This is a genomic window from Paraburkholderia sp. IMGN_8, from assembly GCF_038050405.1.
Taxonomy (GTDB): Bacteria; Pseudomonadota; Gammaproteobacteria; order Burkholderiales; family Burkholderiaceae; genus Paraburkholderia.
In genome coordinates this window covers 3,475,153-3,488,877 of sequence record NZ_CP150900.1, presented here as the reverse complement: position 1 = coordinate 3,488,877, position 13,725 = coordinate 3,475,153, and the positions used below count along the sequence as shown (strand labels likewise).

Sequence of the window (13,725 nt, the reverse complement as noted above, 5' to 3'; positions counted from 1 at the left end):
TCGTTGCTGTGAGTTGGAAGACCCGGAAAGGTGGCAGAGTGGTCGAATGCGCTGGACTCGAAATCCAGTGTACCTTTAGGGGTACCGTGAGTTCGAATCTCACCCTTTCCGCCAAATTTAAAAACCCCCGCAGAACGGAAGTTCTGCGGGGGTTTTGCTTTTATTGTTCTATGTTCCGATCGAGGATCGCGTTGCAGATAGGGACAGGCAATGGTTCACAGGTGCGACTTGCTTAGGTTATTGGCCAACCCTCATGAACCGGAGTCTTGCGAAAGGCTAGATGCCTACGGCCGTGCCTGCCGTTAACATTTCGAGCGCCGCCCATACTGAAAACGCAGGCTTTGAAAGCATTTAGAAACCTCTGCGATGTCAATTTGACAGGCAGATCGCAAGACTAAGTTCTATACATCCGGACGCCGGTTCATAAAGCGATTCGCGCCGGTAATCGTAAAAAAACAAGCGCCGCTTCCCCAGTCGTCTTTGTGCCTGTAAAGTCATACAGCGTTTACGCACCGAACCCAAAAATGCAGGCGCTAAAACGCACAGCCACAACGATGTTCCCAGGCAGTTTGCAAACCCGGTTTTGTAAAACAAGGTGCGAAAGGGGATTCAAATGTCAGTCGGCAATTCGGTCGTTGACTCGACCACGAACACCACGAAATTCAAAGTCATCAAGTGGGCGATTATCGGGCTGTGCATCGCCATCGGTGCGCCACTTGCGATCATGCTGGTCAAAGGGCTCGTCGGCCTGATCCTGGCCGCGGTGATCGGGCTCGCGGCGATCAACTTCGGTCCCGTTCTCGCCATGAAGTTCGCGAACCAGAAGGTCAAGATGTTCGTGAACGAAGCGAAGTCGAACCCGATCGAGACGCTGTACAACGAGCTGGCCGAAAAGCAGGAAGGCGCCGAGCGGTTCAAGAAGAGCATCACGGACTTCCGCACCGAGGTGAAAAACTTCGAGGACAAAACCGCGCAGTTCAAAAAGCAATATCCCGAAGACGTCGCGCGTTTCGAAACCCAGCTCGCGACAATGAAAAAGCTGCTCGCGTTTCGGGAAGGGCGCTATAAGCAGGTGCAGGACGAGCTCAAGCGATTCTCCGACGCTATCGATCGCGCCAAAGCACTTTGGGACATGTCGCAGTCAGCGCAACGCATGAACAAGATCGCCGGCATGCAATCGAGCGACACTTTCGCTCAAATCAAAACGGACGCCGCCCTCGACTCGGTGATGAACTCCGTCAACAAGGCGTTTTCCGAAATGGAAACGTCGTTGATGGAAAGCGCCGAAGTGCAACAGGCTAAGGCCGCGACAGAGATGGGCACAGTTAATCCACCTCCCCAGCAACTCGGCTCGCCCACCGCATCCAAATAATCAAGCGCGACCCTTCGATAACTCAACTCGATCAAAAATGAAGAAAATTCTGGGTTCGGTTCTTTTTCTGGTCTTGCTGGCTGCCGGTTGGTACATCCACGAAGGCGGCCTCAAAAATACCTTTAACGCTGGGCGGAGCACTGACAAAGACACCGTGGCGGTGAACGGAACGGACACCGGTTCGAACAAATCCGATGAGGCAAAAACGCCTGCCCCAAGTAATCCGGATGGCTTCGTGCCGAATAAGGACGCGCTGAAGTCCATCTTGAACAACGGCGTCGTGCGGGTCAGCGTCGAAAATCCGTCGCGGCCGTTTTACTCTGAAGACAACGGCAAGCCGCAAGGCTTCAATGTCGACTTCGCCAATCTGCTGTTCGCGCAGAAAGAGTTCACCTCCGGCGACCATCCGACCGTCGCGGTCGACACGCATCACGGCGTGGACACGTATCCGGCGGTTCCTGATCAACTGACCAAAACCGACAAGCAGGGAAACGCGGTCGTCGACGTTGCAATGGACGGGCTGACCTTTCCCGACAACACCCCAAGCGGTGTCGTCTATTCGATTCCGTATGTCGAAGACTTCGGCTATTCGTTGGTCGTCGCAAAGGGTTCGCCGGTTCGCTCAGCGGCCGATCTGTCGGGCAAGACGGTCGGTATCCTGCAAGGCGATCCGGATGTGAAAGCGTTTGCGCAGAAAGCGTTTCCGAACAGCAAAATCGTCGAACTGTCGGATGCGAGCATTGAAGGGCAGCGGTCCTGGATGGCGCACTTTCTGGACGGGCATCAGGTCGACGCGATCGTCTACGACTATCCGTTCGGCGTGTCGGAGATCAAGGACACTGACCTGACGTTCGCTGTCACGAAGCTGGACGGCTCCAACCTGTCGTACAAAATCGGCGTGCGCAAGGATGACAGCGCGCTCCTGATCTACCTGAACTCGGCGATCGCGAAGGTCAAGCAATCCCCCGCGTATCTCGATCTGCTGCGTAAATACTTCATCAGCAATCAGGTGCTCACCACCGCTGCGACGAGCGGCGAGAAGACGTACGTGGTCCGCTCGGGCGACACGCTGAACGCGATCGCCGCGAGTCAGTTGGGAAGCGGCACGCGATATGTGGAAGTGCAAAAGCGCAATAACCTGCCGAACCCTAACCTCATCCTGATCGGGCAGCATCTGATCATTCCGGTGCGCTGAAGCGATAGCCGCCCCGCGTGAGGTATGCGTGACAGGCACGACCGCGTGGTACGGCGGTCGTGCCAGCGTGTCCATTATGCATTAGCGTCGTCGAGTTCAGTGTTTGGCGTCGCTAGCGGGATCCATGATCCGCACCGGCACATCCTCCTCCTCGCGACTTGATCGCCGCGCCATCACCCGCCCCACCGGCGCCTCTGAAAAACCGCCTGCGCAGCAAACGACGCTCGACATGGCGATCGAATGCATGGATCAGGAATGCTGATTATTTTTTGGATCCCGTCTCGGAGCGCGTCCACCTGCTGCTCACGCGATGCAACGCATGCAAAAGAACTTGATGCGCGTTCGCAGCATGACCCTCGTTGAGGGCCGCATCGCGTGTCGCTACCCGATTCGCCGAGGCCTCCCGCCGATCCTCTGTACAATTGCCCGATCGAAAACCGGCGTGAGCCCGTTCGCGGCGCCTCTTCAGCGGCATTGCGGCAAGCCCGGTTCTGCACACCTGGGACGCGTATCCGCACCGCCACACCGCGTGCGGCGCGTACTTTAAACATCGACCCCATCGACCGAATTCATGGCCATTACCTACAAGACTCCCGACGACATCGCCAAGCTGCGCATCTCTGGCCGGCTCGCGGCCGACGTGCTCGCGATGATCGGCGAGCACGTCAAGGCCGGTGTTTCCACCGACGAACTCGACGCGCTGTGCAACGACTACATCGTCAACACGCAAAAGTCGATTCCGGCGAACGTCGGCTACCTGGGCTTTCCGAAGACGGTCTGTACCTCGGTCAACCAGGTGGTGTGCCACGGCATACCCAATCGCAGCGAGATCCTGAGGGACGGCGACATCATCAATATCGACGTCGCGATCATCAAGGACGGCTACTTCGGCGACACCAGCCGCATGTACTGCGTCGGCCAGCCGAGCACGGTGGCGCGGCAACTGATCGACACGACCTACGAAGCAATGCTGGCAGGTATCCGCGAGGTGAAGCCGGGCGCGACGCTCGGCGATGTCGGCTACGCGATCCAGAAGACCGCCCAACGCGACGGCTTCTCGATCGTGCGCGATTACTGCGGGCACGGCATCGGCAAGGTCTACCACGAAGACCCGCAAGTGCTGCACTACGGCCAGCCGGGGCAGGGCGTACGTCTGAAACCCGGCATGGTCTTCACGATCGAGCCGATGATCAACGCGGGCCGCGCCGGCACCACGGTGCAGCGCGACGGCTGGACGGTGGTCACCAAAGACCGTTCGTTGTCCGCCCAATGGGAGCATATGGTCGCGGTGACGGAAGACGGCTACGAGTTGCTCACGCCGTGGCCGGACGGCACCGGCGACTACGAGGCGCCCTGAGCGCGTCGCCCAGGCGCTGTGCCCGAACCGGCAGGGCAGGCGGCGGGCGGCGCGACATGCTGCGCAGATTGCGCGCGGCTCCCGCGCCGTGGTCCCGCGCCGCCGTCCCGTCCTGCAAATAAGGATTTGACTCGCGCGCCGGTTCGGTTAAAGCTACGCGTTAGGATTTCAAGGGGTTTTCGTCTGCATGAGTCCGTCATTGACCGTTCGCCGTATCGCCGCTGATCAGGGCGCCGTTTTTCGCGAACTCCGTACTGCGTCGCTGCGGGAGGCGCCCTATGCCTTCGGCGAAACGCTAGAGGACGCTTTGTCGGTGGATGCCGCGAGTTTCGACGCCACCGCCGCCGCACACGCCGTTTCCTTTACCGCCACCAGCTTCATCCTCTACACCGAGGGCCATCCGGCCGGATTGATCGAAGCACATTTCGACGATACCGCGGCGCCCCGTGCGTTCGTCGGCGAGTTGTGGGTAGCGCCGGCCGTGCGTCATCTGCGGGGCGGCGAGCTACTGGTCGACACGGCCAGCGCCTGGCTCGCCAACGAAGGCGCCATGGAAATCTACGCATGGGTCGCCGACGCCAACCGCAATGCCATGCGCTTTTACGAGGCGCTTGGCTTCGGCCCGACCGGCGAGCATCGCCGCGTCGCGCGTGCACCTGAGCAGGCGGAAAGCCTGCTGGTGCGCCACGTGCCGACCACGTCTCAGGTGTTTCAGCAGTGATCCCGCGAGCGGCGCGCAGCAGCCTGCCGCTCAAGTCCCATCCGCGTCTGTACAGCGTTCGTGGCCCATCGAGCGGTTCAAGCGCGGCCGCGGCGGCGCGTTCTATCGGCAAAAAAGCTCGCCGCCCGCGTGGACGCCTGTAAAATACGCAAAATTTTTTGCCGAACGCTATGTCGCCCAAGAAATCGCCCTTTTTCGAACTCCGCAGCGGCTCTGTCGACACGCTCCTGTTCGTGGTCAAGACAACCGACCTCGAAGCCATGCGTGCTGAACTGACCCGGCGCTTCGAGGCGACCCCGGAATTTTTCGCTAACGACGTCGTCGCGATCGACGTGCGCCGCCTCGCCGAGAGCGAACGCGTGCCGCTCGCCGAGATCGGACAGTTGCTCGAGAGCGTGCGCATGCGCCCGGTGGGCGTGGTCGCCAACGCGCAGCAGGCGTGGGCGGCCGAGTCGGCGTTGCCGTTGCTCGAAGCGCGCGATCGCCGCGGCGCTGCCGCAAAATCCGCCGACGAAGAGACCGGGAGCGCGGCCACTGCGGCGCCGGTAGCGACCGCCGCGACGGCCACGCCGCCGGCCGATCTCTTTGCAGGCGCCGACACGCCTGAATCAGGCACCCCGGCCACGGCTGCCGCAGTCGAACCCGCACCCGCCGCCGAGCCCGTACGCCTCGCCACCTCGTCGCAAACGATGGTGGTCGACAAGCCGTTGCGCTCCGGCCAGCGCATCTACGCAAAGGGCGATCTGGTTGTGCTCGGTCTGGTGAGCTACGGCGCGGAAGTCATCGCGGAAGGCAACATCCATATTTACGCGCCGCTGCGCGGCCGGGCTTTGGCCGGCGTGCAGGGCAATCACGACGCGCGCATTTTCTGTACGTGTCTCGAGCCGGAACTGATCTCGATCGCGGGCATCTATCGAACGACCGAGAACCCGCTGCCTGCCGACGTGCTCGGCAAGCCGGTGCAGATCTGGCTCGATGATGAAAAACTGATGATCGAACCGTTGCGGCTCACCTGATTTGCGTGAAGCGCGCGCTGCCCTGAACGTACCTGGCATGCGCCGTTTCACAGCAAATATGGCCGCACATAATTGATGAATTTGACGAACACAAGGTAAGGGTAATGGCAAAAATCATTGTGGTGACTTCGGGCAAGGGTGGCGTGGGCAAGACGACCACGAGCGCGAGTTTTGCATCGGCCCTCGCGTTGCGCGGCAGCAAAACCGCCGTGATCGACTTCGACGTCGGCCTGCGTAACCTCGACCTCATCATGGGCTGCGAGCGCCGTGTGGTGTACGACCTGATCAACGTGATCCAGGGCGAAGCCAACCTGAATCAGGCGCTGATCAAGGACAAGAAATGCGAGAACCTGTTCATCCTGCCGGCCTCGCAAACGCGTGACAAAGACGCGCTGACCATGGAAGGCGTCGAGAAGGTCATCAACGATCTGATCGCGATGGACTTCGAATACATCGTCTGCGATTCGCCGGCGGGTATCGAATCGGGCGCGCTGCTGGCCATGCATTTCGCCGACGAAGCACTGATCGTCACGAACCCGGAAGTGTCGTCGGTGCGTGACTCGGACCGTATCCTCGGCATTCTGTCGTCGAAAACCAAGCGCGCGATCGAAAGCAAGGAGCCGATCAAGGAACACCTGCTGATCACGCGCTACAACCCGAAGCGCGTCAGCGAAGGCGAAATGCTGTCGCTCACCGACATCCAGGAAATCCTGCGCATCGACCTGATCGGCGTGATTCCGGAATCGGAAGCAGTGCTGCACGCGTCGAACCAGGGTCTGCCTGCTGTGCACATGGACGGCACGGATGTGGCCGAAGCCTATAAGGATGTCGTATCGCGTTTCCTCGGCGAACAGAAGTCGCTTCGCTTTACCGATTACCAGAAGCCGGGCCTGTTGCAGCGCCTCTTCGGCACCAAGTAAGGGGAGCGCACGTAATGTCGATTCTTTCGTTTTTGCTGGGCGAGAAGAAGAAGTCCGCGTCGGTAGCGAAGGAACGCCTGCAGCTGATCATCGCGCATGAGCGCGCCGGCGGCCACGCGCCTGCCGATTACCTGCCGGCGTTGCAACGCGAACTGGTGGCCGTGATTTCGAAGTACGTGAAGATCTCCCATGACGATATTCGCGTGAGTCTCGAGCGCCAGGACGATCTCGAAGTGCTCGAGGTCAAGATCGAAATACCGCAGGCCTGATTGTCCAGGGCTTGTTGCTCATGATGTGCCGCGCGCTTCGCCTCTTTTCGTCGATGTGACGTGATGAGGCGGGGCGCGTCAGCGCTTTCTTCGCGTGCCGCCGCCGGCGGCTGTCGTCTACCGACGTGGGGCGCCGGCGCTGTCTTCGGCGGGAGCGTCGCCGTTGACCGTTTCTACCACCGCAGGCTCGGGCGTTTCGATTTCGGGTACTTCCGGGACCGGCGCGGGCGCCGGTTGCGGCAGCGGCGCCATGTAGCGCTGGGCCAGCGCGTCATACAGCGGCGGCGCGAAGAAGCGCGCCACGCGGCTCGCAATCAGCGACGTGGCCATCAGCGAAATCACCAGAGCATGACCATCGATCATCTCCATCACAATCACGAACGACGTAATCGGCGACTGCGTGACGGCGGCCAGATAGCCGACCATCGCGAGCGCGATCAGCATCGGCAACTGCACCGAACCGAACACCATGTGCAACAGATTGCCGAAGCCCGCGCCGATCGACAGCGACGGCGCGAAGATGCCACCGGGAATGCCCGGCAGATACGAGCCGACCATCGAGATCATCTTGAGGAGCGGGTAGAACACCGACAAGTGCTCGTGCCCGTCGAGCAGGCCGCGCGCTTCCGCATAGCCGCTGCCGAAGGTCGTGCCGCCCGAGATCAGGCCGACCACCGCGATCGCGAAACCGCACAGCGCGGCGAACGCAATCGGCCGTTCGCCGTGCAACTGGCGCAGTTGTGCCGGAATCCAGCGCGCGGTGTTCAGCAGCAGCCAGCCGAACACGCCGCCCGCGATGCCGGTGACGATCGCCGTAAGCAGGACGGCCACCGCCAGCAGATCGGGGAAGTGCGCGCCGATCTGGATCGTGCCGAAATAGGTGTAGTTGCCGTTCAACCCGAGCGCGATCACGCCGGCGATAATAATCGCGGTAATCAGCACGCCGCTCGCGCGCGCCTCGAAGCTGCGCGTCAATTCCTCGATGGCGAATACGATCCCCGCCAACGGCGTATTGAAGGCCGCGGACAGGCCCGCTGCCGCGCCCGCCAGCACCAGCTGCCGCTCGATCAGCGCGTTCGAACGCGGATAAAGCCGGCGCAGATTGAACATCAACGCCGCGCCGACCTGCACGGTCGGTCCTTCGCGGCCGATCGTAAAGCCGCCAAGAATCGCCAGAAACGACACGGCGATCTTGCCGAACAGTATGCGCAACGACAGCAGCCGCGCGCCGTATTCGCCGGGTTTCGAATGCAAGGTGGCGATGACTTGTGGAATGCCGCTGCCTTCGGCGCCGCGGAAGAATGTGCGCGTGAGCCATACGGCCAGCGCGGCGACCGCGGGCGTGACGATCAACGGCGCCCACACGTGCTGTTGCTGCATCGCGCGGAATTCGCCGTAGCCCCAATCTATGAGCCTTGCATACAGGACCGCGATCAGGCCGACCGCCACCGCGCCGAGCCAGAACACACCGTACTGCCGCCACAGGCGTCTTGCGCGACGCACGATGCTGTTGGGGAGGAGGGGAAGTGCCCGGGACATTGGAGTGCGCTTGAGCAAAGGGTAAATTATAGCGGCCGCTGTGTTTGCGTGAGATAGTGAAAGTATTTTGAAATGCGATAAAAATTTATTTGTAAGGTGTGCCATGTAACGCGTTGTATTAAGAACCGCATTGCGCGCTGCGCCCTTCAATCGTGATTCCCCCAATCGTCGGCTAAAATAGCTTGACGTTTGAACAACTAACAGGTCCTCAATGAAGCGAGTCCTTATCGTCAAGGTCACATCACTCGGCGATATCGTGCAGGCGCTGCCGGTTGTCGCCGACATTAAACGCGCGTATCCCGGCGTTCAAGTGGACTGGGCGGCTGACGAAGCATTCGCCGAAGTGGTGCAATGGAGCACGGGCGTGGATCGCGTGCTGTGCGCGCCGCTGCGCCGTTTCAAGAAAGCGCGCCGCTGGGCCGATTTCAAGTCGATCGCCGCGTCGATCGCCGAATTGCGCGCATATCGCTACGACTTCATCGTCGACATTCACGGCGTCTACAAGAGCGCGATCATCGCCTTTCTGGCGCGTTCGCCGCAGCGTATCGGCTATCAGTCCCAGGATCTTGGCGAGCGTGGCGCCGCGTTTGCCTACACCGGGCGCTTCGGCCCGCGTCCGCAGTGCAATGCGTGGCATGGTATGCGTATCAGCACGGGTCAAGCGCTCGGCTATGCAGTCGAGGGGCCGGCCATCTACAATCTGCGCCTGCCGGAGTCGGCCGTAGCGCCGTTCGCGCCAGGCAGCGCGCCGGTTGCCGCGCTGTTTCATGCCACCTCCAAAGACGACAAGAAGTGGCCGATTCCGCACTGGGTGGCAATTGGCCGCGAGTTGGCTGAGCGTGGTTTCCAGGTGGTGTTGCCGTGGGGCTCGGAGGGCGAGCGAGCCGAGGCGGAGAAAATTGCCTCGCAGGTGCCGCGCGCAACCGTCCTGCCGAAGATGAGCGTGACCGGAATCGCGCAGATGATCGATGCGTGCGCGCTGGTGATCGGCACCGATACCGGCTTCGTCCACCTCGCGCATGCGTTGCAGAAGCGTACCGTGATGATCTTCGTCGCGACGTCGCCGTCGCATTGCGGCGTTGAAGCGCCGTTCCGTTCGATCTCCATCGGTGACGGCCGTTCGGTGCCGTCGATCGACGCAGCGCTGGACGCGATCGACTACGTGTGCACCGACCCGAACGCCGTCGAAACAGTGCGCGGCTCGGCCGCAGCCTGAGCGTTTCTCGCGTTTTCACGCAAACGTTTGAGCAAAAAGAAAAGAGGCGCGACGCGCACTCGCTCAATCAAACAAGCGCTGCCACGGAACGCCTCCGAAAAACGCCCGCGTCGGGGAACTGCGGGCGGAGAGGAATCGATGCAATGAACAAACCCGGTAAAGCACTGAGCGGTCACGTCGATTAGCCGAGCCCAGTTCTTGAAAGACCGCCACGCGGCTGTCGAGTTCAATGGTTCATTCTGCTCGGCAAATGGCGCGAGCGTTCGCCCGTTCCTGTGCCGCTTACCCGCCGCCGGTTGCCCGCAGCCGGTCCCGCTGCGTTCGACTCGGCGTTGCGCATTACACGCCTGTTAAATCTGTCGCTTTTCGTTCAGCACCTAATTGGCCACGTGTGCTGTTTTCCAGGTCGCCGTGGTTCCAGGCCTGGTACGCCAGCGCGGCTAATTCATGCGCTTCATATGCGCTTTATCCGTACACCCGCCGCCGACAGGGCCTGCGCCGGATGCGGGTGCTCAACGCAGTATAGGCGGTGTGTTCTTCCGGTGTGAACTCGTCGCGGCCACGCTCGGCAACTGGCCGGTTACAGCGCGCAATCGTGTAACACGTTGGTGATCTTCCCTTACATATCGCAACGCTCGTGCGAGGCGGCGTCGTGTTCAATCGAGTCATTCGGGGTTTGGCTCGAATGAATCTGACACGAAAGGGAGAACAACGTGAAACGCTTAATCCTGACTTTGATTGCAGGCTCGCTGCTGGCAACGGCGCTTGGCGGCTGCATCGTCGCACCGGCGCCGGGTTATTACTATGGCGGTGGCGGCTATTACCATCACGGTGGCTACTATTATCGGTAACGGCCCGCAGCGCATGCGCAGCGCTGAGCCACGCGACCGCCATTGGCCTGCATGGGATGGGCATCGGCCCTGGCAGTCGCAACCGTGGCGCGGGCCGCCTCGCGAAGCGGCACCGCAACGCTCAGGCTAGCAGCATTTCGAAAGCAATCACGGCAGTGATCGCCGCCGCGTTCGCGGCCAGCGCTTCCACGACGAGGCCTTTCCACGTCGCAGGACGAAAGCGCAGCGCCAGCAGCAGCGAACACAGTAACGCGAGCGCAATGATCATCACGACGTCCGCGTTGTGGAGATGAATGTTCATCCAAGCCTCCCTGCTTGCCAAAGGGTTATTCGACTCGAGTATAGGCAAGTCAAAAAGACGCGCAAGACAGGGATTTACTCAGGACGCAGCTAGCTTCCTTACATCAGGCGTGTATCGCGCGTCTCGCGCATGCACAGCACGCCGATCATGCTGACGGCCGCGGCGATCGACACATACGCGCCTACCCAGCTCAGTCCGCCATGCGCGGCCAGCACTTGCGCGATATACGGCGCCACTGACGCGCCGAGAATCCCGCCGAGGTTATACGACACGCCTGCACCGGTGTAGCGCACGTTGGTCGGGAACAGTTCCGGCAGCAACGCGCCCATCGGCGCGAAGGTCACGCCCATCAGGAACAGCTCGATCACGAGGAACAACAGCACCAGCGGTGTTTGACCGCTGCCGAGCAGCGGCGCCATCGTGAAGCCCGACAGGATCGCTGCGATGATGCCGACGATCAGTACCGGCTTGCGGCCATAGCGGTCGCTGGCCCATGCCGACAGCGGTGTGGCGAGCGCCATGAACACCACCGCGATGCACAGCATGCCGAGGAAGGTCGGCCGCGGAATGTACAGCACCGACACGCCGTACGACAGCGAGAAGGTCGTCGCGTTGTAGAACAGCGTGTAGCAAACCACCATCGCCAATGCGCCGAGCAGCGTCGGCAGCCAGTGCTGCGAGAGCAGCGTCGCGATCGGCACCTTCACGCGTTCCTCGCGTTCGATGGCCGCCTGGAAGGCCGGCGTCTCGGCGATCTTCAGACGCACATACAGGCCGAGCGCGACCAGCACCGCGCTGACGAGGAACGGCACGCGCCAGCCCCAGCTGCGGAATTGCTCGTCGGAGAGCGACAGCGCGAGGCCGAAGAACAAACCGTTGGACGCCAGAAAACCGATCGACGGCCCAAGTTGCGGGAACATCCCGAACCAGCCGCGCTTGCCGGCCGGCGCGTTCTCGGTGGCGAGCAGCGCAGCGCCGCCCCATTCGCCGCCGAGGCCGATACCTTGACCGAAACGCAAAATGCACAGCAGGATCGGTGCGAGGCTGCCGATCGAGTCGTAGCCCGGCACCAGGCCGATCAGCGTGGTGGATACGCCCATCACGAGCAGCGAAGCGACCAGCGTCGATTTACGGCCGATCCGGTCGCCGAAATGGCCGAACAGGAACGAGCCGATCGGCCGCGCGATGAACGCGATGCCGAACGTGACGAAGGCCGACAAGGCCTGAGCGGTCGCCGAACCGTGCGGGAAAAACACCGGTCCGATCACGAGCGCCGCGGCGGTCGCATAGACGTAGAAATCGTAGAACTCGATCGCGGTGCCGATAAAGCTCGCGAAGATGATCCGCGCACTGCTGTTCTGCCCGGCCGCATTGGACTGGGCCGCGGAAATCGGCGAAATGGACATGCAGGGTCTCCATGTGTCGTGACGCCGCCGGTCGACGGACCTCGTTTGAGGCGGTGCGCGAGTTCAGGCGGCATCTTTGTTAAGTTCGTGTGTCCCGGCGCGTCTCGCTGGCTTGCAAAGGTGCGGCCAGGCGCGGCGCGAGCAACGATGCGCGACAGCTTACAACGGCAGCCGGCAGCGAACGTGCGCGAAAGCGGCAATACCAGGGAATAACCAGGTGTGTTGCAGGCATCGAACCGGCATCGAGCAGGCGGCGCGCGAAGAGCCGGGCGGCCGGTTCAGCGCCAGGCGCTAACCATCGAGCATTACGCAAGAGCATCGAGCAGACGGCGCGCGCGGATGACGCGGCGGCGCTGCTATCGGGCTCTCGCCGCGCCGGCGGGTGAGCGGGCGGCGACAGCCGTGCCGGAAGGCTCCGGCGGCAGGAGTCGGAAAATTATAGCGAGCGTAGCCGCGGCGCAGCAAGGCGGGCTAGGGCTTGCTGCGCGGCTTGCTGTTTTGAAGCCGCGTTCAGTTGATGGTCTGCGCTTGCGGAGAAGCGAATGTACGCAGCTGGAATTTGCCGTCGTCGTTGAAGAGCCAGTCTTCGAACAGTTCGATCTGGCCGCGGCTGTTCAGCAATTTGCCGGGTGGCTGCGGCAGCGGCGCGGCACGGCGCAATGTGGCAAGCGCGGTGCTCTCGGCTTCGTCGTCGCCGTTGGTGCGATACACCGCCGATTGGACCACCTGACCATTGCTGTCGACCGTGAACGAGACCACCACCAGCGAGCGCAGCATCGCTTGCGGCGTGCCGCGCAGCACATAGGACGGATTGCGCTCGATGATGCGTTGGGCGACGGCGCTGCGGTACTGATCGAGCGTCGCACTGTTGACGGCGGCCACCGGCGTCTCGACGACCGACCGTTGCGGCAGCGTGATGGTGCAGCCCGTCACGGCGAGCGCCAGCACCGCAGCCGTCGCCAAGGCTGTGCCGCGCACGTGCAATGGCCATGCGCAGACGCGCGAAGCGAAGCGTCCAGTCAAGCGGCGAAGGTGACGCGTGCGTCTGAGCATCGTCGTAGAAGCATTGAAACCTGATCTAACTTGATGGTAGTCAAAAAGCGCAAGGATGCAATTGGCGTTCGCCCTGCGATGCGATGCAACGCGGCTAGTGCGTTGCATTGCATCGGCAGTTAGCGTGGAGTCGGCGCTGCTTATGCACGAATTGACGTACCATCGCATCACGCCCATTCCGATACAAAAACCAACGCCATGATCACCTGCTATCTGCGCTACGTCATCGACCCGTACAAACTGAAAGAATTCGAGCATTACGGCAAGCTGTGGATTCCGCTGGTCGAGAAATTCGGCGGCCGGCATCACGGCTATTTTTTGCCGTCCGAAGGCGTGAGCAATGTAGCGCTCGCGATGTTCTCGTTCGAATCGCTGGCGACTTACGAGGCATATCGCGTCAAGTCGATGGACGATCCCGACTGTCAGGCCGCGTTCGCGTATGCGGAACAGACGCGCTGTATCGTCAGCTACGAACGGAGTTTTTTTCGGCCGGTTTTTAGTTGACCGCG

The 13,725-nt window shown here is 61.5% G+C and carries 15 protein-coding genes and 1 tRNA gene; 12 read left to right on the top strand and 4 right to left on the bottom strand.

The features are described from left to right. The first annotated feature begins 24 nt into the window (after nt 1-24). The 9 genes from WN982_RS15975 (at nt 25) to minE (ending at nt 6,850) form a co-directional block, all read left to right on the top strand. Nucleotides 25-114 (top strand) — tRNA-Ser (locus tag WN982_RS15975). 499 nt (nt 115-613) lie between these two features. Beyond that, nucleotides 614-1,372: a hypothetical protein gene (locus WN982_RS15970; RefSeq protein WP_341312906.1), complete on the top strand. Its 759-nt coding sequence runs from the start codon at nt 614-616 to the stop codon at nt 1,370-1,372. A 37-nt stretch (nt 1,373-1,409) separates the two neighbouring features. Then, complete coding sequence (locus tag WN982_RS15965) at nt 1,410-2,567, top strand: transporter substrate-binding domain-containing protein (protein ID WP_341312905.1); 1,158 nt, start codon at nt 1,410-1,412, stop codon at nt 2,565-2,567. A 124-nt stretch (nt 2,568-2,691) separates the two neighbouring features. Further along, complete coding sequence (locus WN982_RS15960; protein WP_341312904.1) at nt 2,692-2,829, top strand: hypothetical protein; 138 nt, start codon at nt 2,692-2,694, stop codon at nt 2,827-2,829. A gap of 309 nt (nt 2,830-3,138) precedes the next feature. Beyond that, a complete protein-coding gene (gene map, locus WN982_RS15955; RefSeq protein ID WP_341312903.1) occupies nt 3,139-3,924 on the top strand; it encodes a type I methionyl aminopeptidase in 786 nt (261 codons plus the stop codon). 187 nt (nt 3,925-4,111) lie between these two features. Further along, nucleotides 4,112-4,645 (top strand): GNAT family N-acetyltransferase, encoded by a 534-nt coding sequence (locus WN982_RS15950; RefSeq protein WP_341312902.1) that lies wholly within the window; start codon nt 4,112-4,114, stop codon nt 4,643-4,645. A 170-nt stretch (nt 4,646-4,815) separates the two neighbouring features. Next, nucleotides 4,816-5,661, top strand: a complete 846-nt coding sequence (gene minC, locus WN982_RS15945) for a septum site-determining protein MinC (protein ID WP_341312901.1) — start codon at nt 4,816-4,818, stop codon at nt 5,659-5,661. Nucleotides 5,662-5,765: 104 nt separating this feature from the next. Continuing rightward, entirely contained in the window at nt 5,766-6,581 is an 816-nt protein-coding gene (gene minD / locus WN982_RS15940; RefSeq protein ID WP_115109699.1) for a septum site-determining protein MinD, read from the top strand. 14 nt (nt 6,582-6,595) lie between these two features. Further along, the gene (gene minE, locus WN982_RS15935) at nt 6,596-6,850 is read left to right on the top strand and encodes a cell division topological specificity factor MinE (RefSeq protein ID WP_012432104.1); all 255 of its coding nucleotides are present in this window, start codon (nt 6,596-6,598) and stop codon (nt 6,848-6,850) included. Between the two features lie 117 nt (nt 6,851-6,967). Here the strand turns inward: minE and WN982_RS15930 are convergent, their stop codons facing one another. Continuing rightward, nucleotides 6,968-8,389 carry a chloride channel protein gene (locus tag WN982_RS15930; protein WP_341312900.1) on the bottom strand — a complete coding sequence of 474 codons (1,422 nt, stop codon included), beginning with the start codon at nt 8,387-8,389 and terminating at the stop codon, nt 6,968-6,970. 211 nt (nt 8,390-8,600) lie between these two features. On the opposite strand from WN982_RS15930, the gene waaC reads away from it, so the two are divergent. Next, nucleotides 8,601-9,605 carry a lipopolysaccharide heptosyltransferase I gene (gene waaC, locus WN982_RS15925; protein ID WP_341312899.1) on the top strand — a complete coding sequence of 335 codons (1,005 nt, stop codon included), beginning with the start codon at nt 8,601-8,603 and terminating at the stop codon, nt 9,603-9,605. Between the two features lie 713 nt (nt 9,606-10,318). Beyond that, the gene (locus WN982_RS15920) at nt 10,319-10,456 is read left to right on the top strand and encodes a hypothetical protein (RefSeq protein WP_341312898.1); all 138 of its coding nucleotides are present in this window, start codon (nt 10,319-10,321) and stop codon (nt 10,454-10,456) included. Nucleotides 10,457-10,577: 121 nt separating this feature from the next. Here the strand turns inward: WN982_RS15920 and WN982_RS15915 are convergent, their stop codons facing one another. The 3 genes from WN982_RS15915 to WN982_RS15905 form a co-directional block, all read right to left on the bottom strand. After that, nucleotides 10,578-10,757: a hypothetical protein gene (locus WN982_RS15915; protein WP_341312897.1), complete on the bottom strand. Its 180-nt coding sequence runs from the start codon at nt 10,755-10,757 to the stop codon at nt 10,578-10,580. Between the two features lie 98 nt (nt 10,758-10,855). Continuing rightward, nucleotides 10,856-12,163, bottom strand: a complete 1,308-nt coding sequence (locus tag WN982_RS15910) for an MFS transporter (protein ID WP_341312896.1) — start codon at nt 12,161-12,163, stop codon at nt 10,856-10,858. A gap of 510 nt (nt 12,164-12,673) precedes the next feature. Further along, nucleotides 12,674-13,216 carry an energy transducer TonB gene (locus WN982_RS15905; protein ID WP_341312895.1) on the bottom strand — a complete coding sequence of 181 codons (543 nt, stop codon included), beginning with the start codon at nt 13,214-13,216 and terminating at the stop codon, nt 12,674-12,676. Nucleotides 13,217-13,414: 198 nt separating this feature from the next. Between WN982_RS15905 and WN982_RS15900 the strand changes: the two genes are divergently transcribed. After that, the gene (locus WN982_RS15900) at nt 13,415-13,720 is read left to right on the top strand and encodes an NIPSNAP family protein (protein ID WP_341312894.1); all 306 of its coding nucleotides are present in this window, start codon (nt 13,415-13,417) and stop codon (nt 13,718-13,720) included. Nucleotides 13,721-13,725 lie beyond the last annotated feature (5 nt).

Coding starts and splice junctions, on each gene's coding strand:
- WN982_RS15960 (WP_341312904.1), top strand. CDS start 2,692: ATGATCCGCACCGGCACATCCTCCTCCTCGCGACTTGATCGCCGCGCC.
- WN982_RS15950 (WP_341312902.1), top strand. CDS start 4,112: ATGAGTCCGTCATTGACCGTTCGCCGTATCGCCGCTGATCAGGGCGCC.
- WN982_RS15965 (WP_341312905.1), top strand. CDS start 1,410: ATGAAGAAAATTCTGGGTTCGGTTCTTTTTCTGGTCTTGCTGGCTGCC.
- WN982_RS15900 (WP_341312894.1), top strand. CDS start 13,415: ATGATCACCTGCTATCTGCGCTACGTCATCGACCCGTACAAACTGAAA.
- minE (WP_012432104.1), top strand. CDS start 6,596: ATGTCGATTCTTTCGTTTTTGCTGGGCGAGAAGAAGAAGTCCGCGTCG.
- minD (WP_115109699.1), top strand. CDS start 5,766: ATGGCAAAAATCATTGTGGTGACTTCGGGCAAGGGTGGCGTGGGCAAG.
- WN982_RS15930 (WP_341312900.1), bottom strand. CDS start 8,389: ATGTCCCGGGCACTTCCCCTCCTCCCCAACAGCATCGTGCGTCGCGCA.
- waaC (WP_341312899.1), top strand. CDS start 8,601: ATGAAGCGAGTCCTTATCGTCAAGGTCACATCACTCGGCGATATCGTG.
- map (WP_341312903.1), top strand. CDS start 3,139: ATGGCCATTACCTACAAGACTCCCGACGACATCGCCAAGCTGCGCATC.
- WN982_RS15910 (WP_341312896.1), bottom strand. CDS start 12,163: ATGTCCATTTCGCCGATTTCCGCGGCCCAGTCCAATGCGGCCGGGCAG.
- minC (WP_341312901.1), top strand. CDS start 4,816: ATGTCGCCCAAGAAATCGCCCTTTTTCGAACTCCGCAGCGGCTCTGTC.
- WN982_RS15970 (WP_341312906.1), top strand. CDS start 614: ATGTCAGTCGGCAATTCGGTCGTTGACTCGACCACGAACACCACGAAA.
- WN982_RS15905 (WP_341312895.1), bottom strand. CDS start 13,216: ATGCTCAGACGCACGCGTCACCTTCGCCGCTTGACTGGACGCTTCGCT.
- WN982_RS15915 (WP_341312897.1), bottom strand. CDS start 10,757: ATGAACATTCATCTCCACAACGCGGACGTCGTGATGATCATTGCGCTC.